The organism is Porphyromonas sp. (assembly GCF_030529325.1).
Lineage (GTDB): Bacteria > Bacteroidota > Bacteroidia > Bacteroidales > Porphyromonadaceae > Porphyromonas_A.
In genome coordinates this window covers 16772-43691 of the sequence record NZ_JAUMXC010000003.1, presented here as the reverse complement: position 1 = coordinate 43691, position 26920 = coordinate 16772, and the positions used below count along the sequence as shown (strand labels likewise).

Sequence of the window (26920 nt, the reverse complement as noted above, 5' to 3'; positions counted from 1 at the left end):
TCAACTAATTTCGACAGAATAAAAATGAAACGAATACTATATTTCATATTCTCCTTACTGCTACTTTCATCTTGCTTTAAGGATACCGGCAACTATGACTATTTGGAGCTCAATCCTCCTCGTTGGTTGTCGGACAACTATGGCACATATTACGGACACGGCGGTGGCAACATTCGCCTCGATGGTAGCAAACTTTTTGTTTGGCCCAAGGACTCTGCCCTCAGAGCTGACAACGTCAGATATGAGTGGGAGGTCAATGGCAAAGTCGTAGCTGATAAGTTGGTTGCAGAGTTGCCTGTGGATGAGTTGATAAAGAAAGCCGGGTTGAATGGCTACAACCTTACCCAAGGTTACTACGGTATGTTCAAGATCTATGAGAAAGGATCGGAGATCTCATTCCAAAAGATCATCCTCCTATGGCTCTATCCATACTACTCCAATGGAGACTGGACCATCTTGAGCAACAACGGTGGAAAAGCAAATCTCTCGACACTCAGAGAACGCACTGTCGATGGGAAAAGTACATATTTGTTGAAAACTAATGCTTTTGAGGATCACAATAATGGTAAGAGTCTCGTCGGTAAGCCTATCGAGATGTCTTGGTCTTTTGCAAGGCATATAGGTGTCACCGGAGCGTATACAGTGCTCACAGATCAAGGTAGTTATATCATCTCTGCGGATAAGTTTGAGCATGTCGGCAGCCTTGACGAAGAGTTTTTGGATGGTGTCCCTGCCAACTTCAAGCCCGTGAGTCGTGCGGATATCGATGTCTTGGGTTCGGACGGTCGTCCTTCTACCTTTGTCACGACTGAGGATGGCAAGCTCTATACCAGAGTCATGGGAGCTAATTACCTTGGCGGTAAGTTCTTGACAGAGCCTTATCTGTTGGACGACAAGGGCTATGAGATCAGTCTCTTCGGTAGCAGCCGTCTTACGGCGAACTTCCTTTGTTTGGACAAGAAAAACAATCGTATCCTTTTTGCAAACAACTTTATCGAGCGTATCAATGCCAACGACGGCACGATGGGACAGATCTCTGTCTACCGCACTCGCCTGAGTCCTCTTGCCGATACTCAGAGAATGCCATTGTCAAATCTTGGTGACAATATCGAGGTTGTGGCTCTCAGAGGAACATCTCACTATCAGGGCAGTTGGTACAGTTTTGTCGTCAGGAATATCGAGTCTATGTTTACGATCTTCTATAACAAAAAGGATGATCCTTCATTTACTTATACTGCCGATATTGCGGTCAACAATCAAAACCTTCTTGTGAGAGATTTGACATACAAGACGGACGTACAACTCCCTCGTATGACCAAGGATGATCTCATCCTGACGACTTCTACACTACGTAGTGACCCTACTTCAGGTGCTGCTCGTATGAGGACTTTCATCACGCGTTCAAAGGACAACTCGATCTGGTACTACACTCATGGTATCAACGCCATGGATCCCAATGTCACCTGGGCAAAGTTTGAGGTCGAAGTCAAGTCCAAGATCACCGCTCTTGCTTACGAATACTCCAACTGTAGCAGCATCATGATCGGATGTGAAAACGGAGACATCATGCTCTATGACATCACCATCGTCACTCAACCTCAACTTCTCTTCAAAGGTAATGTCGGAGGCAAGGTGCTTTCGTTCAGAGAAGTAGGCTATCGTACTGCTTATCAGGACAGATAATAAGCAGACTCCCATTCAAATCAATATACTATCAATGAAAGAACCAATAGTTAAAGTCGAGCACCTGTCGCATCGCTACAGTGTGCAATGGGCTGTGAGGGATATAGATTTCGAGATCCCCAAGCATGGTATATACGGACTTCTCGGCTCCAATGGAGCCGGGAAGTCTACCACCATGAACATCATGTGTGGTTCACTGAAGCAGACCGAGGGAGATGTGTATATCATGGGGCACAGCATCAGCAAAGACCCCGTCGAAGCCAAGCGTCGTATCGGCTTTTTGCCACAGACCCCACCTTTGCAGAAGGATCTTACCGTGAGTGAGTTTTTGGCTTATAGTGCTTCCTTGAGATTTGTCCCGGACAGGGAGATCCCCAAGGCTGTGGATGTAGCGCTCGAACGTTGCCGTCTTGGTCACTTCCGTCATCGTCTGATACGCAACCTTTCCGGTGGATATCAGCAGCGTGTGGGTATAGCTCAGGCGATCATCCACAATCCCGAGTTTGTCATCTTTGATGAACCCACCAACGGGCTCGACCCCAATCAGATCCTCGATGTGCGCCGTCTCATCAAAGATATTGCCGAGGACCGCACCGTACTGCTTTCGACCCACATACTGTCGGAGGTACAGGCCATCTGTGACCATATCTATATGATCGAGCAGGGGCAACTGGTCTTCTCCGGCTCTGTGCAGGAGTTTGACAGCTATATCGTCCCCGACTCGCTCATCGTGTCTCTCATGGCAATGCCTACTGTCGAGGATCTTAGCCGCATCCCCGGAGTCCTCGATGTGGAAGAGCTGGGAGGCTACAACTACCGGATAAAGTTCAACGACTATCAGGAAGTGACACAGCAGATTGTCGAGAAGAGTGTCGAGCATAATTGGTACCTTACCGAGATGATGCTCGAAAAGAGCTCGATGAACGCTGTCTTTGCCGAGCTGTCCAAAAAGCGTTACTGATAACTCTCGGACATCAATCTATGACGCCGGATGTGACGTCCATGTCCATGGGGAAAAAACATGTGTCAGAAAAAAGGTAAAGAAGGTTCGATCTCAAGTTAGACAACCTTCGATCACAAGTTAGACAACTTGATTTGTCAAGTTAGACAACCTTTTTGAGGCTTCTGGCTTCCCGCTCTGTTTCAGAGGTGGAGTCTCGTCAGGAATTGTGTCCGGTAACATACGCTTTCAGGCAGCCTGTCCCATGTGATGTATGTCACGAGACGCTTAGAACACTATTATATAAAACTACGACGAAGTTTATTTTTATGAAGATTATACTCAAAATAGCCAAGGCCGAACTTCAGGTGTTGTTCTTTTCACCTATAGCATGGCTTATCTTGATCCTTTTTACTTTCACTGTAAGTACAGACTTGCTGGGCATCCTCAAGCAGTTGGTGCAAAACCTTGCGATGGGTTATCCTTTGCATGACCTTACTTCCTATATGTTTTCCGGATGGGAAGGGATCTACAGCAAAGCCCAAGGCAATCTTTACCTGTATCTCCCGCTCTTGACGATGAATCTCATGAGTCGTGAGTACAGTTCAGGCTCTATCAAGCTCCTCTATTCATCCCCCGTGACCAATGCTCAGATCATCTTGGGCAAGTACCTCTCCGTGGTGGTCTATATCCTTGTCCTCATCGCTGTGTTGGGAGCTTATGCAGTTTGGGGAGCTGTCAAGGTAGACCACTTCAACTACGAAGTCATCCTCAGTGGTCTCTTGGGCATCTTCCTACTCACCTGTGCGTATGCTGTCATCGGTCTGTTTATGTCCAGTCTGACATCGTACCAAGTGGTGGCGGCTGTGGGTACGCTGACGATCCTCACTCTCTTGTCCATGGTATCCTCCTGGGGACAGGACATTGCTTTTGTGAGAGACATCACTTACTGGCTGTCGATGACAGGGCGTTCTTCAGAATTTATCCAAGGGATGATCAGTACGGAAAACGTGCTTTACTTCATCATCGTCATCGTTCTTTTTCTCTCCATGGCTATCCTCCGTCTGCAGTCGCTCCGCACGAGCAAGCCGACATGGGTGGTAGTTTCACAGTACGCAAGCGTGTGGATCATCGCTCTCGGGTTGGGATATGTCTCTTCGCAGCCTATGGCGAAGAAGTACTATGATGCTACGACGACAAAACGAAATACCATCACTTCCCACAGTCAGGATATCGTCAAGAGACTCGATGGCAAGGTGACCATCACCAGCTATGTAAACCTCCTCGATCCTCACTTCTGGATCGGTATGCCCGAGCGTATCAACGAGGATCGCAAGCTGTTCGAGCAGTATCTGCGCTTCAAGCCGGATATGAAGATGAAGTATGTCTACTACTATCACGAGGCCAACAATCCTTCATTTGACCAGCGTTTCCCGGACTTGACGACAGAGGAAAAGTTCAATAAGATGATAGAGATCAATAACTTTGATCCGAAGATGTTCCTGACTCCTGATGAATTCGCTCGACTCGGAGTGGATCTTTCGGGCGAAGGGTACAGATTTGTCCGCGAAATAGAATACAACGGTAAGAAGACCTTCCTCCGTATCTTCGACGACAACATGATCTTTCCCTTGGAGAGCGAGATCACTGCTGCTCTCAAGCGTCTCGTCATGGATCTGCCTATGGTGGGCTTCCTTTCCGGAAAGGGTGCTCGTCCGACCGATCATTACAGTGAAAGGGCATACAGTATGTTTGCTCAGATGAAAAACTTCCGTCACTCGCTCATCAATCAGGGATTTGCATACTCTGATATAAGTATAGATCAGGATATTCCCGAGGACATCAACATCCTTGTCATCGGAGAGCTTCGCGAGCCTCTCTCAGATGTCGAACTTGCACGTATCCAAGCGTACATCGACAGAGGGGGTAATCTCCTCATCACCGGTGATCCCGGTCGTCAGGAGGTCATGAATCCTATCGTGGAGATGCTCGGGGTGCGTTTCAGCCCGGGACATATCGTCCATCCTACGGTAGAGTATTCGGCAGATCTTGCCTTGGCACTACCTACAAAAGAGGCCGGAGAGTTGTCACATATGTTCGGCACTTTGCGCTCGTACGGTTATGGTGTCGCCATGTCGGGAGCAACGAGTGTGGAGTATGATACAGACAAGGGATTTGAGGTCGTCTCTCTCATGAAGACAGACTCTGTGGGATGTTGGAACGAGTTGGAGACAACAGACTTCCTCAACGATTCCGTCCGTCTCAATCCTGCAATAGGAGAAGTGGAGAAGTCCTATGACCTTGCCATCGCACTCACTCGTCAGGTCGGAGAGCGTACGCAGAAGATCATTGTCGCAGGAGATGCAGACTGCATCAGCAATGGCGAGGTGATGCGTGAGAGACCGGGAGTCAAGGCATTTAACTACTACATGATTTTGGGAGCTTTTGACTGGTTCTCCGATGGAGAAGTGCCTATCGATGTCCGTCGTCCGGACTCTCCTGACAAGCACATGGAACTTTCAGATGCTACCGTTACATGGGCGAGAGTCGTGTTTGTGTGGTTGATCCCCGGACTTATGTTCCTGACAGCCCTATTCATATGGCTACGTCGGAGGGGACGTTGAGCATGGATGAATTAACGACAAAGTAGGACGACAACAATGGCTTTTATCATAGACAAACAGACACTCACAGACCTCAAGATCTTCAACAAGCCTCAGAGCGATTCGATCTTTGGGATCTTCAACAAGGCTCAGACACGAGGGAGCGCTCAGATACTTGAGGATATGTTCAGGTATCCGCTCTCGGAGGCTGAGAAGATAAAAGAAAGGATATCGATCTTTCGCTTCTTCATGGAGCGGAAGATCGTACCCAAGCTCAATAGCGAGTGGTTCGACTCTATAGAGCATTACCTCAGCAATACTGATGAGCGTGCTCGTCTCAAGGCTCACGATAATAACCTCCGCCAACGCCTCAATAGGATCATCGGAGCGGATGTGGCTTATGCCGTGATCCATAAGGCTGTACTCTCCACCGTACATCTCTGTGAGGAGGCGAGGGGGATCATACGCATGCTGTCGGATGCCCCTGCATCTATGCGACAAGATGTGGATACCCTTGAGAGACTTCTCGGTACGGAGACATTTGCCTGGACTGCCGCGGAAGTCAAAGTCAAGCGACTGCCATACCATAAAGTTGCGGCTTGCGATGAGCTCTTGCGCTACAAGGGGATCACGGACTTTCGTAAGTTTTTGGAGATACTTTACCGCATCGATGTCTACGGAGCAGTCGCCAAGGTGGCTGACGAACGAGGCTTTGTGCTACCGGAGGTGACCACGGATGATAACCTGTACATCAAAGGGTTGAGACACCCCTTGCTCAAAAACGCAGTGCCCAATACCGTCACCATGGAAAAGGGACAGAAGGTCATTTTCCTCACCGGGGCCAATATGGCAGGTAAGTCTACCTTCATGAAGTCTTTCGGCACGATCATGTTCCTTGCGCACATGGGCTTTCCCGTCCCTGCCGAAGAGATGCGTTTCGGCGTACACAACGGTATGTACACCACAATTAACCTCCCCGACAACATGCACATGGGACTCAGCCACTTCTATGCTGAGGTACGAAGACTCAAGAAAGTCGCGGATCAGGTCAATAGAGAGGGGCGTCTCATCATCGTATTTGACGAACTCTTCAGGGGTACCAATGTCAAGGATGCCCACGAAGCAACAGTCGAAGTCATGAGAGCTTTTGCCGATCGTAATGACTGTATCTTCATGATCTCGACACACATTATCGAGGCAGGCGAAGACCTCAAGGACCGAGCGGACAGCATCAAGTTCGTTTACTTCCCTACCATCATGCAGCCCGACGGCAAGCCCAAGTACACCTATCAGCTCACTGAGGGTATCACCGGAGATCGCCACGGTATGATGATAGTGAATAATGAAAGAATAATCGAGATACTTACACCAAAAGTATGAGTTTCATAATAGACAAACAGACCGTGCAGGATCTCAATCTGCTCGGCAAATACGATAGCAAGTCGATATACCACGTCTACGACCATACGCGTACCAGAGGAGGGCGTCAGCTCATGGAGTATATGTTTCGCCATCCTCTTACCGACAGTGAGGCGATCAATGCTCGCAGCGCTCTCTTCCGTACTTTCATGGAGCATCCTTGTGACTTCCCGTTTGAGGACGAACTCCTTGATGCCGTGGAGTACTACATGAGTATGCCTGCTCATGGCAGCAGGGCTCTGCACCTCCTCAAGTTTGCGAAGATGAAGAGTATGCTCTACATCGCCGGTGATCGGATGATAGAGAACATGGGGACGAACATCCTCAAGACCCTCAGCCTCTTTGATCGCTTGGCTGACTTTACTTCTCAGCACGCCAAGGTGGTAGATACTTATCGGTCTGTCGATGAGGAGGTCAGGAAGTTACTCTCTACTCCGGCTCTCTCCGGAATCATGAAGCATCGGGGGGCCAAAGGGCTGTCCTTTGCCCGGACCATGCACTGCCATAGGGTGCTCCGCATCACTTGCTACACCGAAGTGAGCAGGCTTATGGAGATCATTTATCATCTTGATCTTCAGATAACTGTCGCGAAAGTGGCTAACGAACGGGGCTTCAAGGTCGCTACCGCTCATCCTGTCAGGGAAGGGCGGAACATCTTCAGGGCTGTGACCCTCTTCCATCCCACTGTCCAAGGCGCGAAGGGCAACAGCCTCACCGTAGACAAAGAGCACAATATGATCTTCCTTACGGGTGCAAATATGGCCGGCAAATCTACATTCATGAAGTCCGTAGGTATCGGTCTTTACCTCGCACATATGGGCTTCCCCGTCCCTGCTCAGGAGATGGAGTTTACCGTCAGAGACGGTCTCTTTACCTCTATCAACGTCTCGGACAATATGGATCTCGGGTACAGTCATTACTACGCCGAGGTGATGCGAGTCAAGCATGTGGCTCAACACGTGGCTGACGGACATAACCTCTTTGTGATCCTTGACGAGTTGTTCAAGGGTACCAATGTCAAAGATGCACTCGATGCCACCTCGGCTGTCCTCAAAGCGTTTTCGCTACATCACAACTGCTTCTTCATCGTGTCCACGCACATACTTGAGGCGGCAGATGCGCTCAAGGACTGTCCCAACCTCCGATACCACTACTTCCCGACAGAGATTGTCGGAGGTGTACCACGATATACTTACCGACTCACCGACGGCATCACTGCAGACCGCCACGGTATGATGATCATCCGCAACGAGCGCATCGTGGAGTCCATCAGAGGTGTTAGCCATACCGCATGAGATTTACCGTAATCTCAAGCATAAGTGTCAGCCCGACATAAATGTCGTGCAAGGTACATGACAAAAGAGTCGTCTGACCGATAAGTATGGGTCAGACGACTTCTTTTTTCATGAATCGGAAGGGTGTGACAGTGCTCCATGGGGTGATATGTCGGACTTGCTTTGCACCCTTTCTGAGCCTCCCTCTGTGTCGATAAGGATTTTGATAAAAGCGTTGTACATGTATGTCTCTCGAAATCGGGTGACGATCTTTATGAGCAGACTTTGATGCCTTTTTCGGAGAAGGCTCTTTTAGGCCGTGTGCAAAGATTTTAGGATGTCGTAATGTGTTGAATTTATGAGAGTCATGTATTCCCTTTTTATTTGCGCATTTGGGTTGGAATGTCGAATATTACTATTATTTTTGCATAAAAATTGTTATGTCTCACCTTGCGAGGTTTGAAATATAAATGAAGTTTTTCCTGACTACTTTATTATTCATTTTGTTGGCGATGGCTTCTGTCCTGACAGCTTGTCGTCGGGCTTCCATGAAGGAGGCCTCTCGGCGCGATGCCACCCGGGAAGTCAAGCAGATCTCCAGGACTCAGGATGTCGAAGGACTGCAAAAACTTATCGAAACATATCGTGCCAATGGGGACTCCCTCCTGCTCATGCATGGGCACAGGAAGTTGGGGAAAGTGTATCGGGAGAATGCCAATTTCTCGGAAGCCATAGCTGCTCACCGAACTTATCTCGATCTCGCAAGCCGGCTTCCCGATACTTTGCAGATCACACGTGCCTACAATGAACTTGGTACAGACTATCGACGCATAGGTGCATTTTCGGAAGCCTTGGACTACCATCATTGCGCCCTCAATGTGGCGGAAAAGTACTCCGACAAGAGTTCCAAGGCCATAGAAAAGAGTAAGGTTGTTGCGCTTAACGGTATCGGTAATGTGAGTCTTTCGCTTGGGTACAATGATGATGCAGAGCGTTTCTTTCTGAAAGCTCTGGATGGGGAGATAAAGCAAAAAAGTGTGGTCGGTCAGGCTATCAATTACGCCAATCTCGGTGCAGTCTATGAGTCCAAGGCGTCGTATGATACGGCACATATGTACTATGTCAAGTCCTTGGAGTGCAATAAAGAAGTCCGGTCAGATCTCGGGGAAGCTCTTTGTCTCAACCACTTGGGGCGATTGTTCAAGTTGCAAAAGCGCTACGAAGAGGCAGAGGAGAGGTACTTGGAAGCGTACAACCTCATAGAGGAAAGCCCTGACAGATGGCACTGGCTGGAGGCTTGTCTCGGACTGGCAGAGATCAATCTTGTGCGGTCGGATATTGCGGAGTACGAGCATTATATCGACTTGGCAGAGAAGACAGAGTCCGAGATCAGTTCGCCCGAACACCGTGCCATCATCTACGATCTCCGTTACAGATTTGCGAACAAACAGCACAATTATAGTCAGGCTCTTGATTACTTCAAGAAGAGTCAGGCTATCCAAGACAGTATCCGTGGCGTCAATCAGAGCAACAGATACATGGATATCCGCATCAATTATGAGAGGGAGCGAAATCAACGCAGTCTGAAAGAAATCGAATTGCAAAATGCTATCGAAAAGGCAGAGACTCAACGTGCCATGTATGTCTCTTGGGCTTTGGGATTTATCGGCTTTTTCCTCGCTGCGGCTGCTTATTATGCATACAGACAACGTCTGAGGAGTAATGCTGCATTGAAGCAATACGAAAAGGCGCGTTCGGTCTTTTTTACCAATATCACCCATGAGTTCAGGACGCCTCTGACTGTAATTCAGGGGCTCAACAGGCATCTTTTGCCTGACTCTCCGACAGCTGCCAAAGAGCGTTGTGAGTACGTCAAGACCATCGACCGCCAGTGCTTGAGCCTGCTGGGACTTGTCGATCAGCTCCTCGATATATCCAAGCTCCAACGTGCCAACATGAATATCCCACCTTACAGACACGAGGATATCATCGCTTATATGAGAGCGATTGTCGAGGGATTCAGGCACTATGGGCACAAAAATGACATCGAGCTCTTTTTTCGTGCAGAGCATGGGGAGATCCGGATGGACTTTATCCCCGAGTATATCAATAAGATCATAAATAATCTCCTATCCAATGCCATCAAGTACTCCGACTCCGGCTCAGTGGTTCAGGTACTTGTCGGGAAAAACCAAAAGGGCGACATGCTCTCTCTTAGGGTTATTGATAATGGCAGAGGTATAGACCCGAAAGATCTTCCGTTTATCTTTGATATCTTCTACCGTTCGGACAACAACATTCGCTCTATGGGTTCCGGTGTGGGACTGGCTTTGACAAAAAAACTTGTCGAACAGATGGGTGGAGATATCCTTGTGGAGAGTGTTGTAGGAAAAGGCTCTACCTTCGATGTGTGTCTGCCTCTCAAAGCTCCGGAATCCTCTATTGTTGAGCTGGACAGTAAGGAGGAGAGTGTTGTCGAACTGCCGGAGTTTGCCGCATCCGAAACTCTCGAGGCTTCTTTTTTGCCCAAGCCCGAGCCTGATGATACTGCCGGCGAACGCTCCGTGATACTCATCGTCGAGGACAATGCCGACGTGACTCTGTATCTGAGATCGATTTTGTCTCCTCGGTATGCCATCATCATCGCACAAGATGGAGAGCAAGGTATTGCCAAGGCCGACAAGGCAGTCCCTGATCTCATCATCACCGACCTCATGATGCCTATAAAAGACGGAAATGCTCTGGTCAAGGAGGTACGCCAAAATCCTCTCACAGATCATATCCCTATCATCATGCTCTCAGCAAAGAGTGATGGCAAGGATCGCAAGGAAGGGTACCGTATGGGCGCGGATGCTTATCTCTCGAAGCCTTTTGATCCGGATGAACTCCTCATCCGCGTGGCTCAACTCCTTGAGAGTCGTCGTTTGTTGAGAGAAAAATACCTCAATATGCTTGAGAAGGAAGAAGGGGTAGGACTCAAGGCCGAAGATACAGAGAGCCTCGAGTTTGTGCGTAAGGTGACGAACATCATCCATGCCGAAATTGCCAATCCGGAACTCAACGTGGCTTTCCTTGCCGACAAAATGTGTGTGAGTACATCTCAGCTTACCCGAAAACTCAATATGATGGTCGGTGTTTCTACCATCGCATACATCACCCGCATACGTCTTGCCAAGGCGAAGCAGTTCCTTTCGACAGGTCAATACAATGTCAATGAGGTCTCGGACTTGTGCGGATTCAACGATTCGGGGTACTTCGGACGCTTGTTCAAGAAAGAATTTGGGGTTACCCCCACTGATTTCGGCCGTATTTCAGGAGGGGTAAAATAGGATTTTTAATTCTCTATTTATCAATGCTTTATTGATTTTTTATGCGCGTTTTGTCCGTGTTTTTACGCTTAGATTGCGTGATTCTTTATCCTATTTGCTGATTTCCTCCGTTATCTCGGTGATACGAATGTCTATGTTTGCAGTAGAAAACGCAAGCATAGACATTCGTTTTTCATGTTCATTGTTTCGGGTCTGTGCCTTGCGTGGGGGAGGAAGAATCCGGGGAGAGATTATGTGGTTATCTGTGGATTTAAGTGCTCTCCAGATACCATGATGCGGAAGGCTGAACAGATGACTGAGGGGGATTCTGTTTTTGAGGGAATGCAGCACCGCATCTTATGAATCTGCCTGTGGGAGGCGTCTCTGATCTCTAAATTGAGATAAAGGCGTACAGGTAGCAACGCGACTCCGGGGGAAGGTTATGGGGTGCACCCATAGTACAGTGGGACCCATGACAGGTTGGTTAGCCAATCTCTGTCATGGGTCTTTATCGTTTATGTATCTTCCTGTCGAGGAGATTTTGATAGGTTATGTCTCTTTCTTGTCTTGCCTCCCTGAGTCCGGTTGGTCGTTATGCCCTTGCGAACAGGTTTTTGAGGGGATATGTTGAGATGTCTATCCTTGTGCTCTAACTTCCGTATATATAGGTTGTAGCCGCCTCCCTTTGAACCGAAGCCGGACAGTTCGCAAACAAGATGTACAACCCCCGAAATCGATGTGTCTAACTTGATGAATTAAGTTGTCTAACTTGACACGTCAAGTTAGACAACTTTTTTTGCCTCCTCCCAAAGCCCTCAACGACAGGTAGGTCGGGCATAGAGCCACAACCTTTGCCGACAAGGCCGGGAGTTGCTTGTCACATGAGTGAAAAAAGTAAACTATTATCGTGGAAAACTACGGGCGAGTGTGCCCGAAGTGGATGCGGGGCTGCTTTGGCTTCAGTAGGTCAGAGCTATCTCAAAATTTTTACTCCGGGTATCCGTGCGTTCTTCAATGCAAGTGGCGATGAAGCGTGCGATCTTGAAGGAGAGGGCGGATCGAGAGTCTCCTTCGAGATCAATTTCGTCGGACATATACCGTTTTTGCCCCATCTCACATGAGATGAGCACTTTTCCTGAGTTTTTGTTCTCCAGGTTGCGTCCCAATGATCTGAGGGTGCTTTCGGAGGCTGTCATTGCGAAAGGGAGCACTTCTTCCGCAGGCATCTTGGAAAAGTCTACCAGTGCTATTTCCTTGATTACGAATTTTCCTTCGTCTGCTTCGTGACAGAGGCTGATTGCGACAAAGTTGATATTTGTTCCCTCTCGTTTTGTGTCGATATAGGGGAGGAGATCGATGAGTATCTTGTTCAGAGCCATGGTCTTGGCAGCAAGATGGCTTGAGTCTCCGTCGACCTGAGAGGACGCATAGGTGCATGTAAATGCACTCAGATCTTTTTCGTTGAGAAAGATAGCCCACGACTGATCATTTTTGTCTGATTGCGCCTCGTCTCCATCGGAACTTTGAGTGCAACAAGCGCAAATAAGCAGGGAGACAAGCACCATGAACAAGGCACTGATGTGTTTCATAATCTTAATTCAGAGTTAATCTTTCATCAAAAGTAGCGACTTCTACTCTAAAAAACAAAACAAATGAGATTTTCTGTAAAATTCTTTTTCTCCTTAGGATCAAAAAGTTTGCCTCGTGAGGACTGTCAAATCTCGTTGCAGACACGTTGGTGCTAAAGTATTTAATAACTATATTTGTGAGACGTATGTATCGAATATTCATAATAATCTAATAATAATCCAAAAGTCCTCAACATCATTATGAAAAGAGACGAACGCATCTTTGCCCTCATCCGGGAGGAGCACGAGAGACAACGCAAAGGGATCGAGCTCATCGCTTCGGAAAACTTTGTCAGTGATCAAGTCATGGAAGCCATGGGTAGCTGCTTTACCAACAAGTACGCTGAAGGCTATCCGGGTCGTAGGTACTATGGTGGTTGTGAGGTCGTAGACCAGGCTGAGCAACTCGCTATCGACCGTATCAAGCAACTTTATGGAGCTGAGTGGGCAAACGTCCAACCTCACTCAGGTGCTCAGGCAAACATGGCGGTACTACTCACAGTACTCAAGCCCGGAGATACATTCCTCGGCCTTAACCTCGCTCATGGAGGTCACCTCTCTCACGGTTCGGCTGTCAATAGCTCGGGTATCCTATACAATCCTATCGCGTACAACGTAAAGGAAGATACCGGCCGTGTGGACTACGACGAGATGGAACGCCTTGCGCTCGAACACAAACCAAAACTCATCATCGCAGGTGGTTCGGCTTACTCTCGTGAGTGGGAATACCAACGTATGCGCGACATCGCAGATAAGATCGGTGCACTCCTGATGGTAGACATGGCTCACCCTGCGGGTCTTGTTGCTGCGGGTCTCCTTGATAACCCCGTGAAGTATGCTCACATCGTCACTTCGACAACTCACAAGACCCTCCGCGGTCCTCGTGGTGGTATCATCCTCCTTGGTAAGGACTTTGAAAATCCTTGGGAGCTCAAGACGCCAAAGGGTGTACTCAAGACCATGGGTCAGCTCCTCGACTCTGCTGTATTCCCGGGTGTACAAGGTGGTCCGCTTGAGCACGTGATCGCAGCTAAGGCTGTTGCTTTCGGCGAAGCTCTTGACCCATCGTTCAAGGTGTACCAAGAGCTCGTCAAGGACAACGCTCAGGCTATGGCAAAGGCGTTCATCGAACTTGGTTACAAGATCATCTCCGATGGTACAGACAACCACAGCATGCTCGTAGACCTCCGTCCCAAGTTCCCAGAACTTACAGGTAAGGTGGCCGAGAACAGTCTCGTGCGTGCCGATATCACCATCAACAAGAACATGGTGCCATTCGACACTCGTTCGGCATTCCAAACTTCAGGTTTCCGCGTAGGTACTCCTGCTATCTCTACAAGAGGTGTGCAACCTTCTGAAATGAAGGCTATCGTGACCCTCATCGACCGTGTCCTCTCTGCTCCTGAAGACGAAGCAGTCATCGCTGCAGTACGCAAGGAGGTCAACGAAATGATGTCCGAGCGTCCTATCTTCGCTTGGTAATCCCGAGACGTTAGTACAATAATAAAATAAGAGAGGCTAAGCAATCGATGCTTAGCCTCTCTTTTGTTTAAAGAGTTTTATGCGTAGCTATATCTAAATTACATAGCTTCTGCCACGTTGATGCCGAGAGCGTCTGCGACCCCCTTGCCGTAAGCAGGATCTGCATTGTGGCAGTTGGCGATGTGGCGTAGCTTGATCTCTTTTGGGATGTCACCCATAGCACGAGCTGTGTTGTCGAAGAGGACTTGTTGTTGCTCAGGAGACATGATGTGGAAAAGATCACGTACCTGTGAGTAGTAGTCGCTATCGTCTTCTCTGAAGTCCCATTGATAAGCTGCACCATCGAGTTCGAGAGGTGGCTCCTTGTACTCGTTTTGGTCTTGCCAGTGACCGTAGCCATTAGGTTCGTAGCCGAGGCGTGAACCATAGTTGCCGTCGACTCTCATTGCTCCATCACGATGGTACATGTTGAGGAATGGGCAACGACTCTTGTTGACAGGGATCTGGTGGTGGTTGACACCGAGGCGGTAACGCTGTGTGTCTCCGTAAGAGAAGAGACGCCCCTGCAACATACGGTCAGGAGAGAAGCTGATACCCGGTACTACATTGGCAGGGTTGAACGCAGCTTGCTCTACATCAGCGAAGTAGTTTTCAGGATTGCGGTTAAGCTCCATCACACCCACTTCGATGAGCGGAAACTGTTTCTGTGACCATACCTTTGTCAAGTCAAATGGGTTGTAAGGCATTGCCTTAGCTTCCTCTTCGGTCATGATCTGTACCTTGAGCGTCCAGCGTGGGAACTCTCCACGTTCGATACTTTCGTAAAGGTCTCTTTGGTGACTCTCGCGATCCTTTCCTACCAACGCTTCAGCTTCAGCATCTGTGAGGTTCTTGATACCTTGCTGAGTGTGAAGGTGGAACTTCACCCAGTGTCTCACACCGTCAGCATTGATGAATGAGAAAGTATGACTACCGTAGCCATGCATATGGCGATAAGTAGCAGGGATACCACGGTCACTCATGGTGATGGTCACCTGGTGAAGAGCTTCGGGTAAGTGTGTCCAAAAGTCCCAGTTGTTCTGAGCACTTCTCATGTTGGTGCGAGGATCACGCTTGACCGCGTGGTTGAGGTCCGGGAACTTGAGAGGGTCTCTCAAGAAAAACACAGGAGTGTTGTTGCCCACCAAGTCCCAGTTGCCTTCTTCGGTGTAAAATTTGATGGCAAAGCCACGGATATCGCGCTCTGCATCTGCTGCTCCACGCTCACCGGCAACGGTGGAGAAGCGTACGAAGAGTTCGGTCTTCTTCCCTATTTCGGAGAAGATTGCAGCTCTTGTGTACTTCGTGATGTCGTGGGTGACAGTAAAAGTACCAAAGGCGCCTGAACCTTTGGCATGCATACGGCGTTCGGGGATGACTTCGCGATCGAAGTGAGCCAGTTTTTCAAGGAACCAAACATCTTGTAGCAGCATAGGGCCACGTCTACCTGCGGTAGCGACGTTCTGGTTGTCTGCCACGGGAGCACCCGCAGCTGTTGTCAGTTTGTTCTTTTCTTCCATAGCTTTCAGTGTTAAGTTATACAATATAGGTATTCATACGCATAGGTATTTTTGACCATGGCTCCATTACAAGCTGTTTCGAAGAGTCTTGACCCTTTCGATGTAGGCATCAAGTCTCTGCTTGTCTTCGTCGGAGAGGATCCCGGTCTTGGACCTCATCGTATCTACCTGTATTACATCGGACAGATTGAGACACGCCTTCATCCTCCTGAAGATTGCTCCTGTGCGTACCTTGTATGTCGCAAAAAGAATAACGTGAGGAGGGAGTGTCAAGGGGAGTCTCTTGGAGGCTTCAATCCACATCTTGCTTGGCTTCTGATTGACGACGAACCATCCCGTTGTCCAACTGCCAAGTAGCAAAAGGTCGGAGTCTCGGAGTTGCTCTTCTTTGAAATCGGAGATTGGTCCATAACTCACACTGACGCCCTTGCTCCACAGATACATGGACATCGCTCGTGCCCATCCTGCTGTGCGCCCCTTTTTGCTTTGATACAGTATTGTTGCCTTCATACATTAATCTCAATTATATCAGGTTTTAACAAAAGTACATAGAGATTTCATTACAAACAATCTACTGCCTCTATATGAGTATAGATGTTTTCTATATTTATGTGTTTAGCTGCTGTTTTTCATTAGGTTAGATTTGTTTTTCTATCGCAGCAATGCCGGGAAGGAGCTTGCCTTCGATCGCTTCGAGGAGTGCGCCGCCACCTGTGGAGACATAAGAGACTTTGTCTGCAAGGTGATACTTATTGACGCAAGCCACGGAGTCACCACCACCGACGAGGGAGAATGCCCCTGCCTTTGTAGCTTCTGCTATCGCCTTACCCACAGCCTCAGAGCCATGACCGAAGTTGTCGAACTCGAATACACCCGTAGGTCCGTTCCAGAGGATGGTCTTTGAGTCCTTGATGACATTGCTGAACATTTCTATTGTCTTCGGACCGATATCCATACCTTCCCAGCCATCAGGGATGTCGTTCGATGGCACGAACTGCGTATTCGCATCGTTGCTGAACTTATCCGCAGCCTTTGTGTCCACTGCGGTGAATAGTTTCACTCCACGCTCTTCAGCCTTCTTGATGATGTCGAGTGCGAGGTCGAGCTTGTCGTTCTCCACGATAGAGACACCGATCTTACCGCCACGAGCCTTGGAGAAGGTGTAGGTCATACCCCCTGTGAGGATAAGGTTGTCCACCTTGGTGAGGAGATTTTCGATGATATCTATTTTGCTTGATACCTTGGAGCCACCCATGATTGCGGTGAATGGGCGTTGGATGTCGCTCATCACCTTCTTTACCGCCTCGACCTCTTTGCCCATGAGGTAGCCGAACATCTTGTGATCCTTGTCGAAGTAGTCCGCCATGAGGGCTGTCGAAGCATGAGCACGGTGTGCTGTGCCGAAAGCATCATTGACATACACATCGGCAAGGTCGGCGAGCTTCTTTGTAAAGATCTTTTGAGACTCTTTCACAGCCTTTTTTGCCGCTGCTTTTTCCTCTTCACTCGCCTCCTCTGCAAGACCACGAGGCTTGCCTTCTTCTTCGGCATAGAAGCGGAGATTTTCGAGAAGAAGTGCCTCACCGTCTTTGAGCTCCGAAGCCATACGGACAGCCTCTTCGCCCACACAGTCGGGCGCAAACTTCACCTCCACACCCAAAGCCTTGGATATCTGATCCTTGATGTGAGCGAGCGAATGCTTTTCTTCGACACCCTTGGGACGGCCGAGGTGAGAGCCGAGGATGAGCCTGCCACCATCGCCCAATATCTTGTGGAGCGTAGGGAGTGCCGCGCGTATGCGGGTATCGTCGGTGATGTTGAACTTGTCATCGAGTGGTACGTTGAAGTCCACACGTACAAAGGTGCGTAGCCCTTTGAAATTGAAATTTTCGATATTTGCCATAAACTATATTTTTTGTGTATTATTCTATCTGTCAATCAGGTCTTATCATACAAATGTAACCAATACTTTCGACACCTACCTTGCTTTTGTGGATAAAAAGGCGAGGAGCATTTTCTCCGTCTCTAAAGACAAGAAGATGGCTCTGCCTCCATGGTCGTATCTCATGATGTGAGGCCGTCTTCGAATATCAACCCACTACACGTGCGTTGTAAAAATTGCATGGCTTTGATTCCGGGCAAAATTCATCTGTGCCGAGATTCGGACGGGTATCATGACACACTCTTTGATTGTATGATGCTTTCAGACGTTGTAGAAGGGGCTGAATCAAGTTAGACAACCTTCGATCTCAAGTTAGACAACCTTTTTCATCAAGTTAGACCCCTTAATTTCTCAAGTTAGACATGTTGATTTTTCGAGGAGTCTGACTTTTTTCAGCACGTTGTAATAAATTGTAGAGGTAGATCGCTCTCAGGAGCCGGACTCGAAAGCGATACGTCGTCGCTTCTTGCTCGTCTGGCGCAGTATCTGTACCTGCCCTATTGAGCGTGCATGGTGAGACCGGAATCGAGACAGATGCCGATAAGATGACTGTTTAATGGTAGGTTTTTGAGATGATTACCCCTCTCCCATCAGATCGAATAGGGTGGGTTGGCATGGACCGAAGCTCCTGCGGTGATGAGGCGTGATGCCGTGGGTGTGAAGGGCTTCGAGGTGTTTTTGTGTAGGATAGCCTGCATTTTGTTCCCAGCCATAGTGAGGAAAATCCTTGGCAAGGTCTTTCATGTACTCGTCCCTTGTCGTCTTGGCAAGGACGGAGGCGGCTGCTATCGAAGCAATCTTGCCGTCTCCTTTGACGATACATGTGTGAGGGATCGTTGTCGTACTACGGAAGCGGTTGCCGTCGATCAGCAGGTGTTCGGGTGTTATTTTCAGTGATTCGACCGCTCGGGTCATGGCGACAAAAGAGGCTTGTAGGATGTTGATCCGGTCTATCTCTTGCGGAGATACGATAGCGACGGCATGGTCGAGGGCTTTCTCGATGATGATTTCGCGGAGTGCGAGGCGTCTGGCTTCGGTGAGCTTTTTCGAGTCATCCAGCCCGGGGATGATGAGATCGGGAGGGAGTATCACGGCTGCCGCCACGACAGGGCCTGCGAGACAACCTCTGCCGGCTTCGTCACAACCTGCTTCGAGACGTGTGGCGATGAGTCGTGAGGGTAGGGCAGCCTCGGTCTTACCTGTACGGCGCATGACGATAGGGCTTGAGGGGCTCGACGTGGATGACGATGTGTGTCGTCTTGCCAAACCTTTTTCGGAGTTTTTGTTCGATGATCTCTGTGAGTTCGTGAGCCTCATGGACGGTCTTGTCTCCGTTGGTACGCACGTCCACTTCGATGGCATAGTCTTTGCCTATGAGGCGTGTGCGGAGGTTGTGCGGGTCTTCGACCTCGGGGACTGTGCGTATGATGTTGAGTATCTCTTCCTCGGTATGATCGGTGAGGCTGGCATCGGTGAGGACTTGTATGGCGGGCAGGCCAAGATCTACCCCTACCTTGATGATGAAGAGCCCGACGACGAAGGCTGCAACAGGCTCAAGCAACAACCCTACTCCTCCAAAAAATATCGCACCGGCAATCCCGAGGAGTGTCGCTATCGATGAGTATGCATCACTTCTGTGGTGCCAGGCATTGGCCATGACGGCATCGCTATGGGTATCGATGGCTACCTTGCGGGTGATACGAAAGAGTATTTCCTTGAGAAATATCGAGATAAAGGCAGCTATGAGTGCGACGATCCCGGGGCGTTCGGGCAAGATCCCTTCTTCGAAATACAGCATCACAGTACGTATCGCACTGCCGGCGATGAAACACCCTACGATGATGAGCATCAGTGCGATGAAAAATGTCGCAAGGGTCTCATATTTGCCGTGTCCGTAGTCGTGATTTTTGTCTCTTGGCTTGCGTGCCACGGAGAGGAAGATGTAGACAACGAGATCCGAAAGGAGGTCGGAAACGGAGTGGATGGCATCGGCGATGAGGGCGTTACTGTGCCAGATGACACCTGCGACAAACTTGAGTGGTGGCAGGATGAGATTGACGATGCTTCCGATGAGGGTTACTTTGAGCTTTTTATCCATTTGTCTTTGCTCTTAAAGGATTGTGACGAGTCTCCATACCAATGTCACGGCCGTGATCGTGACGAAACCGATCACGAGGGGAAGGAGGACAGACACGATCGTCCACTTGATGCTTCCGGTTTCTTTGTATATCGTGTATATGGTCGTGCTACAAGGATTGTGCAAGAGGCTGAAGAGCATGACATTTACGGCAGTGAGTGTCGTCCATCCTCCTGTACGCAGGATCATCTCTATGGCATCGAAAGACTCTTCGCCCACGAGGACTCCCGCACCTTCGCCCATACCTCCGAGCGAAGGGACGCTGAGGATCGTCAGCATGAGTACGGTAGGGATAACTATCTCGTTGGCCGGGATCGCGATGATGTAGGCAAGGAGGATCACGCCGTTGAGCCCGACAAAGAGTCCGAATCCGTCCATGCTCTCGATCAACCACTCTGCAATCGAAGTATCTCCGATCATGATGTTGCACAACAACCATATAAAGGCTCCTGCCGGTGCTGCAAACATGATGGCTCTCCAGAGGACGATAAGTGTGCGGTCTATGAGTGAAGTGTAGAGGACTTGCAGTATCTTGGGTGGTCGGTAAGGTGGGAGTTCGAGGTTGAATGTAGAGACCGTCCCTTTCAGCATGGTATGGGATAGAAAAAGGGAGCTTAAAAACATCATAAGGATACCCAGTAACGCTATGAGGAGGACGGCACCGATGCTCGCCACCGAGCTTATCGCAGGAGGTACGACGGTGGAGATAAATATCGTTGCCAGCATGATCTGTGTCGGCCATCGTCCGTTGCAGAGAGAGAAGTTGTTGGTCAGGATGGCAATGAGGCGTTCGCGAGGACTGTCGATGATGCGTGTTGCGACGACTCCGGCGGCATTGCATCCAAATCCCATAGTCATCGTAAGCGCCTGCTTGCCGTGAGCTCCACTGCGACGGAAGAGCTCATCGAGATTGAAAGCCACACGAGGGAGGTAACCAAAGTCCTCAAGGAGTGTAAACAAGGGGAAAAATATCGCCATCGGTGGTAGCATGACGGACACGACCCAAGCGGTGGTTAGGTAGACACCATCCACGAGGAAGCCGACCAATGTTGTGGGAAGAAATCCTCCCAACGATGTTTTCAATAACGGATGAAGCCAACCGACGAGGAGGTCGGAGAGCCACTGCGAAGGATAGTTGGAACCCTTTATCGTAAGCCACAAGACAGTTGCCAGCATGAGGAGCATGATAGGGAAGCCCCAGATTTTGCTTGTCAATATACGATCGAGTTTGATGTCGAAACGCATGTTGCGTTCCTTGTGGTGGAAGGTTACGACTTCTTCGGTGATCTTTTGAGCTTCGGCATACACTGCTTCGGTGATGTGATCATGGAGATCTTCGCCCACTTCCCAACGCCATCGGTCAGCCGTGTCGAGGAAGGTGTCTATCCCTTCTGCCCGACCGAAGTCTCCGTCTTTTAGGGCTTTCCTTATCTTTTCGTCCCCATCGAGGAGACGGAGCGCGAGCCAACGAGCATTGGGGATACCGGGAAAGAGCGACTCAAGTTGTTCGGTCAGAGAGGTGATGATCTCGGACTGTACACCCTGAAATTTTGTGATACGTGCCGGAGGTGTGATCTCTTCCTGAGAGATGAGCTTGTCCACCTCTTGGAGGAGGATGTCCATGCCTTCGCCCGAACGAGCAGAAGCCCCTACTACAGGGATGCTGAGCCTTTTGCTCAATGCCTCTGTGTCTACGGATATGCCGTTGCGTTGGGCTTCGTCGATCAGATTGACTATGAGTATGGCTCGATCCGTTATCTCGAGTATCTGCAGGATGAGGTTGAGGTTGCGCTCGAGTCGTGTAGCGTCCGAGACGATGAGAGTCACGTCCGGAGAGCCGAAGAGGATGAAGTCGCGAGCGATCTCCTCATCTTCGGATGTCGATAGCAGGGAGTATGTCCCCGGAAGATCGACGATGTCGTATTTTTTGTTGTTGTAGACAAAACTACCCTCGGCTTTGGCTACCGTCTTGCCCGGCCAGTTGCCCGTATGCTGACGTAATCCCGTGAGGTAGTTGAACACTGTACTTTTCCCTGTGTTCGGGTTACCTGCGAGAGCTATTCTGAGATCTGCCGACTCCGCTTTTTTGCCTGTGCGGACAAGCATTTTCTTTGTCTGTCGTTCTGTTTGCATTCTGATCGTAGATGTTATGCCTCCTTTGTCTGATCCAATGGTTGGACAAGGATATGATCCGACTGGTCACGACGTAGGGCTATCGCCGTGTCACGTATTAGATAAGCTACGGGATGCCCCAAAGGACTGCCCATGTAGACACTTACCTCTCCACCCTTGACAAATCCCAAGTCCGAGAGTCGCCTGCGCTTCTCTCCAATGATGACTGACTTGAGCCGTACGATGACGGCACGTTCTCCGGGTTTGAGCTTTGACAGAGGTATGAGTCCCTCCGGCAGAGGCGTATCTGTCTCTTTGTGTTTCAGCAGTACGTGAGGTTGCCAGTGCTCGGGGACTTCGATGGTCTGTCCCTCTACCACGAGCCGTGCTGTATGTCCTATGCTTTCCACCTTGACGAGAGCGCCTACGATGAGTCCTTGACGAGAAAAGGCAAGAACTCTTTCTTTTTCGTCATCGGGCAAGGCTGCCACGGTGTATATGGTATCGGTGTCGGTGATTTCGTCCAATGCTATGAACTGAAAATCGGGTAGTCCTCCCACTCTGGGTGGTATGGGCTCTCCACTGGGGTCAAAGAGGGGGTGTCCCAGACTCCGGCTCATCTCTTCGACCTCGGTCGGGGTGAGGATGTGCTCCTTGAGTTCGGCACGAGGATGCCACTCATCCTTGGGATAACTCGTCCTTTCAGCCAGATAACGCTCATAGATACGGTGAGCTCGGGACATCTGAGAACCATAAGTCAGACCCGCAGGAGTGATTACGACGATGTTGTCGTAGGAACCGGTAAGATGTACCCATCCGCGACGCTCTGCTATCCTGAGGTACTTTCGGAGGGTCTCCTCATCGATGCTTTTCCATACTCGGATGTCCTCCAGCGTCCATGCTTCCTTGTTGCGGGAGAAAAAGTGTTTGAGGATGTCCTCTATATAGTGCTCTGCTTCTCGCTTGCCTTTGAGCCTGCGGTACAGGTCCCATGCCAAGGCGACAAGGAAAAGTACTACGATGACAAGTAAAGCTATAATCAGTTTTTCCATATATCAATAAGGTGTCGGTATTGGACCGCTATCTTCATACAAATGTAGTGATTTTTCATAAAGCGATGGGGCGGTGAAAAAGTTGTCCGACTTGATTCATCAAAGCAGGCATATTGATTGCGAGAGAAGTATGTCTTTTCTTCGGAGAATTGTTGAGCCGTCTTTCCTGAGTTATATATCGGGTAAGGTGTTCTTTTCTATCAGCCGGGACAAAAAGATCGGCGGAGCAGATGGCCCTTATGACCATCTGCTCCGCAGATTTATTACTTTTCGGGAAGGGTTACTTCTTGTTGGCGCGAGGCTTGGAGACGTAAGGTGTGTTCTCTACACGCTTCACTTTGTCAGTCTTTGGAGTCTCTTCGGGCAAGAAATCCTCTACCTCATCGAGATAAGCGATGACATCGCCCTTGCGTACCGTCCCGCCTTGTTGTACCACTACCTCGCGGATGCGACCGGAGATATAGGTATAGACACTTTCGGTATAAGCCATCGGAGTCATGATGAAGCATATCTTGCTACCGGCTCTGAATGATGTGCCCTCCATAGGCATTGCAGAACGATCGTCCATATCCACATCCCAGAATACTTGTCCCGATGCGGGAGCAGTGACCGCGACATACTTCGCTCTCTTGACTGCCTTGATATCTTCGGGGTTGAGACCTTGTTCTGCCATCTTGGCATCTTTGAGCTTGTTGAGGTCATTGTAGAAGCGTTCCTTAGCCACACCGCTCTTGTAGTCACGATATTGGCGGTCGTGCATGGCGAGCTCGAAGAGTTCTTCATCATCTTCACCAAGTTCCCAACCTTCTCGCTTCATCTCCTCACGGTACTCATCCAACTTGTCGGGGAAGTTGCTCTGAGGATCGGCATCCGTAAACTCATAGCCTTTTTCCTTTGCCAGCTCGACAATCTCAGGAGCAAGAGGACCGGGTAGGCGTCCTGCCTTACCAAGGATCATGTCCCAAGTGTTGGGGTCGATAGCCTGCCAACGTCCTTCGCCACGTTCCATGTTGTAGACATTCATGAGAGCTACGTTCTTGACGTATTGGCTGAAAGGAGTCACGAGAGGAGGATAGCCGAGCTTAGGCCATACATACTCTACCTCCTGGAAGAGCTTGACAAGGAGATCATCGATAGATAGTTCGGGAGTGCCGTTGCTGCGGTGATGCATGTTGATACCTGCGTGTACCCCCTTGAGGTCTGCCATCATGGATCCCATCATACCTCCGGGGAGGCCGCAACCTACGAGTAGCGAAGACATCTTGAGGTTGTTGTCGTCCATGAAGTAGCCGAGGAAATCATCGATGAACTCCTGCGTGAGCGCACGAGCTTTCATGTATGCATTCATGTTGATCTCAGGCACATCGAAGCCTGCATCCTTGAGCATCGCTTGTATGGTGATCACGTCGGGATGGATCTTTCCCCATGCAAGAGGTTCGATAGCCACGTCCACGATGTCTGCACCGTTGCGACAGACTTCCAGCATCGAAGCCACTGAAAAACCGGGACCTGTGTGGCCATGATACTCGATGATCACATCGGGGTACTTGTCCTTGATTGCCTTGACTATCTTACCGAGAGTCGCAGGGCGGCCGATACCTGCCATGTCTTTGAGACAGATCTCCGGAGCACCGGCTTCGATGAGTTGGGATGCTATGTTGAAGTAGTACTCTACCGTATGGATAGGAGAGTGAGTGATACAGAGTGTCGCCTGAGGTATCATGCCTGCTTCCTTGGCGTACTTGATCGAAGGGATGATGTTGCGGACGTCGTTGAGACCGCAGAAGATACGTGTGATATCTACACCTTGAGCCTTCTTGACTTTGTACATGAGACGACGCACATCGGCCGGAACAGGATACATACGGAGACCGTTGAGACCACGGTCAAGCATATGTGTCTGGATGCCTGCGTCTTTGAGGGGTTTGGTAAAGGTGCGTACCGCCTTGTTGGGGTTTTCTCCGTAGAGGAGGTTGACTTGTTCAAAAGCTCCCCCGTTGGTTTCCACTCTAGAGAAGCATCCCATCTCCACGATGAGAGGAGCTATGCGTGCGAGTTGGTCAGCTCGAGGCTGGTACTTACCTGAGGATTGGAACATGTCTCTGTAAATGAGACTGAACTTGATAGACTTTTTCTTCATACCAATGTATAAAATGATCGTAAAATGTTATGTATAGGACACCGCCTCACGCATTTCCCCGGGCGGGAGGGGAGGTGTCATAGTTTTTTTGCTGCTATATCGCTGAGACGAGATCTCTCTCCCTGTACGAGATTGACATGGGCAAAGAAGTCTTCTCCCTTCATGCGCTCGATCATGTATGCCAGACCGTTACTGCGGGAGTCGAGGTAAGGAGAGTCTATCTGATAGATGTCTCCTGTGAATATCATCTTGGCGTTTTCGCCGGCGCGGGTGATGATGGTCTTGATCTCCTGCGGTGTGAGGTTTTGAGACTCATCCACGATACAGATGACATTGGCAAGGCTACGGCCACGTATGTATGCGAGGGCTTCGATGATGAGTTTTTCATCTGTGAGCATGGCGTCTATCTCTCTCAGGCGGGTATGGTTACCTGCGAGTTGGGCCTTGATGACGTTGAGATTGTCAAAGAGAGGTTGCATATAGGGCTGTACCTTTTGCTTGTAGTCTCCCGGAAGGAAGCCCAAGTCTTTGTTGGCCAGCGAAACGATGGGTCGAGCCAGATAGATGTGTTGGTACTCATCGATCATCGAAAGAGCAGCAGCCAGTGCAAGCAGCGTCTTGCCTGTACCTGCCGTACCTGTGAGGGCTATGAGCGAAATGTCAGGATCTGTGAGTACTTCAAATGCAAATGTCTGCTCTGCATTGCGGGGCGTGATGCCGGACAAGGTCTTTTTCTCTACTGCGTGGACAGTCTCTTTGTCCGCACTGACTCTTGCGAGCACGGAGTTTTGCCCACTGTTGAGGATAAATGTCTGATTGGGTATGGGGTCAAACGGCAGGGAGAGGTCTGACAGGCTTACACCTTCGTTCTTTTCCTTATAAATGCTGTCGATGATGTCCGGTGAGATACCTCCGACCTCACAATGCAAGCCACTGAATGTGTTGGTATCGGCGATCTTGTCGGAAGTGTAGTCCTCTGCCTTCATGCCCAGCGAGAGGGCTTTGATACGCAGGTTGACATCCTTGGTGACGAGGATTGTCGGCTTGGTCTTGTCTTTGTCTGCGAGTGTAAGAGCTGCGGAGAGTATACGGTGGTCGGCGCGATCTCCCACAAAGGCGGCCTTGACTCTCGGGTCAAACAACCCTTCGGTAAGTATCGACAGGCGTCCCCCATCCTCATTGATGACGACCCCGTCGGTAAGGAGTGCCCCGGAGGCCTTCTCGTCCAGCAGGCGAGTGAAAGCACGTGCATTGAAGTGTATCTCTTCGGAGCCTTTTTTGAATCTGTCCAGCTCCTCCAATACCGTTATGGGCACAAAGAGATCATTGTCCTCAAAGTTTTGGATACACTTGTACTCATGCAGAATGACATTAGTGTCAAGCACGTAGTTTTTCTTGGCCATAGTAACGCACTATTTTAACAAGTGGATAAAAAAATATCGTTGTCCTTACAAAAAAGGACAGCCTGATCACAAAGATAAAATTTTACTTTGAATTTCCACCTTATACTCCCGGTATTTTACATCCGTGCTTTGAGTGATCACTTATCTTCTTCTATATGTGGTATTTTTGCTTTGTTTATGTGTTCGTTTTGCAGCTTGCGGGAGCAGGCCCATTTTGGGGCGAAAAAAGGTTGTCTAA

17 protein-coding genes are annotated in these 26920 nt (G+C 49.4%); 7 read left to right on the top strand and 10 right to left on the bottom strand.

Annotated elements, in window-relative coordinates; translation table 11 throughout:
• Positions 1-24: 24 nt before the first annotated feature.
• The 6 genes from Q4A14_RS01070 (at position 25) to Q4A14_RS01045 (ending at position 11248) form a co-directional block, all read left to right on the top strand.
• Positions 25-1683, top strand: coding sequence for a PKD-like family lipoprotein (locus Q4A14_RS01070; protein WP_303169303.1), 1659 nt, complete (start codon positions 25-27; stop codon positions 1681-1683).
• Positions 1684-1717: 34 nt separating this feature from the next.
• Positions 1718-2644: an ABC transporter ATP-binding protein gene (locus tag Q4A14_RS01065; RefSeq protein WP_303169302.1), complete on the top strand. Its 927-nt coding sequence runs from the start codon at positions 1718-1720 to the stop codon at positions 2642-2644.
• A gap of 308 nt (positions 2645-2952) precedes the next feature.
• Positions 2953-5247, top strand: coding sequence for a Gldg family protein (locus Q4A14_RS01060; protein ID WP_303169301.1), 2295 nt, complete (start codon positions 2953-2955; stop codon positions 5245-5247).
• Between the two features lie 36 nt (positions 5248-5283).
• On the top strand, positions 5284-6606 hold the full coding sequence (locus tag Q4A14_RS01055; RefSeq protein ID WP_303169299.1) for a DNA mismatch repair protein: 1323 nt from the start codon (positions 5284-5286) through the stop codon (positions 6604-6606).
• Positions 6603-7940, top strand: a complete 1338-nt coding sequence (locus Q4A14_RS01050; protein WP_303169297.1) for a DNA mismatch repair protein — start codon at positions 6603-6605, stop codon at positions 7938-7940. Before Q4A14_RS01055 ends, Q4A14_RS01050 begins: the two co-directional genes overlap by 4 nt.
• A gap of 449 nt (positions 7941-8389) precedes the next feature.
• Positions 8390-11248: an ATP-binding protein gene (locus tag Q4A14_RS01045; RefSeq protein ID WP_303169296.1), complete on the top strand. Its 2859-nt coding sequence runs from the start codon at positions 8390-8392 to the stop codon at positions 11246-11248.
• Between the two features lie 938 nt (positions 11249-12186).
• On the opposite strand, the gene Q4A14_RS01040 is transcribed toward Q4A14_RS01045, so the two are convergent.
• Positions 12187-12816 carry a hypothetical protein gene (locus Q4A14_RS01040; RefSeq protein WP_303169294.1) on the bottom strand — a complete coding sequence of 210 codons (630 nt, stop codon included), beginning with the start codon at positions 12814-12816 and terminating at the stop codon, positions 12187-12189.
• Between the two features lie 240 nt (positions 12817-13056).
• On the opposite strand from Q4A14_RS01040, the gene glyA reads away from it, so the two are divergent.
• The gene (glyA, locus tag Q4A14_RS01035) at positions 13057-14337 is read left to right on the top strand and encodes a serine hydroxymethyltransferase (RefSeq protein ID WP_303169293.1); all 1281 of its coding nucleotides are present in this window, start codon (positions 13057-13059) and stop codon (positions 14335-14337) included.
• Positions 14338-14435: 98 nt separating this feature from the next.
• On the opposite strand, the gene Q4A14_RS01030 is transcribed toward glyA, so the two are convergent.
• The 9 genes from Q4A14_RS01030 to Q4A14_RS00990 all read right to left on the bottom strand — a co-directional run bounded on the left by Q4A14_RS01030 (position 14436) and on the right by Q4A14_RS00990 (position 26682).
• Positions 14436-15896, bottom strand: a complete 1461-nt coding sequence (locus tag Q4A14_RS01030; RefSeq protein WP_303169291.1) for a catalase — start codon at positions 15894-15896, stop codon at positions 14436-14438.
• Between the two features lie 66 nt (positions 15897-15962).
• On the bottom strand, positions 15963-16406 hold the full coding sequence (locus tag Q4A14_RS01025; RefSeq protein ID WP_303169289.1) for a hypothetical protein: 444 nt from the start codon (positions 16404-16406) through the stop codon (positions 15963-15965).
• 127 nt (positions 16407-16533) lie between these two features.
• Positions 16534-17799 carry a phosphoglycerate kinase gene (pgk, locus tag Q4A14_RS01020; protein WP_303169287.1) on the bottom strand — a complete coding sequence of 422 codons (1266 nt, stop codon included), beginning with the start codon at positions 17797-17799 and terminating at the stop codon, positions 16534-16536.
• A gap of 615 nt (positions 17800-18414) precedes the next feature.
• On the bottom strand, positions 18415-19050 hold the full coding sequence (locus tag Q4A14_RS01015) for a ribonuclease HII (protein ID WP_303169286.1): 636 nt from the start codon (positions 19048-19050) through the stop codon (positions 18415-18417).
• Positions 19034-19936: a cation diffusion facilitator family transporter gene (locus tag Q4A14_RS01010; protein ID WP_303169285.1), complete on the bottom strand. Its 903-nt coding sequence runs from the start codon at positions 19934-19936 to the stop codon at positions 19034-19036. The genes Q4A14_RS01015 and Q4A14_RS01010 overlap by 17 nt, the downstream gene beginning before the upstream one ends.
• 12 nt (positions 19937-19948) lie before the next feature.
• On the bottom strand, positions 19949-22081 hold the full coding sequence (gene feoB / locus Q4A14_RS01005; RefSeq protein WP_303169343.1) for a ferrous iron transport protein B: 2133 nt from the start codon (positions 22079-22081) through the stop codon (positions 19949-19951).
• 41 nt (positions 22082-22122) lie between these two features.
• A complete protein-coding gene (locus Q4A14_RS01000; RefSeq protein ID WP_303169284.1) occupies positions 22123-23139 on the bottom strand; it encodes a metal-dependent transcriptional regulator in 1017 nt (338 codons plus the stop codon).
• Between the two features lie 280 nt (positions 23140-23419).
• Positions 23420-25279 carry a biotin/lipoyl-binding protein gene (locus tag Q4A14_RS00995; RefSeq protein ID WP_303169283.1) on the bottom strand — a complete coding sequence of 620 codons (1860 nt, stop codon included), beginning with the start codon at positions 25277-25279 and terminating at the stop codon, positions 23420-23422.
• A gap of 77 nt (positions 25280-25356) precedes the next feature.
• On the bottom strand, positions 25357-26682 hold the full coding sequence (locus tag Q4A14_RS00990) for a PhoH family protein (protein ID WP_303169282.1): 1326 nt from the start codon (positions 26680-26682) through the stop codon (positions 25357-25359).
• Positions 26683-26920 lie beyond the last annotated feature (238 nt).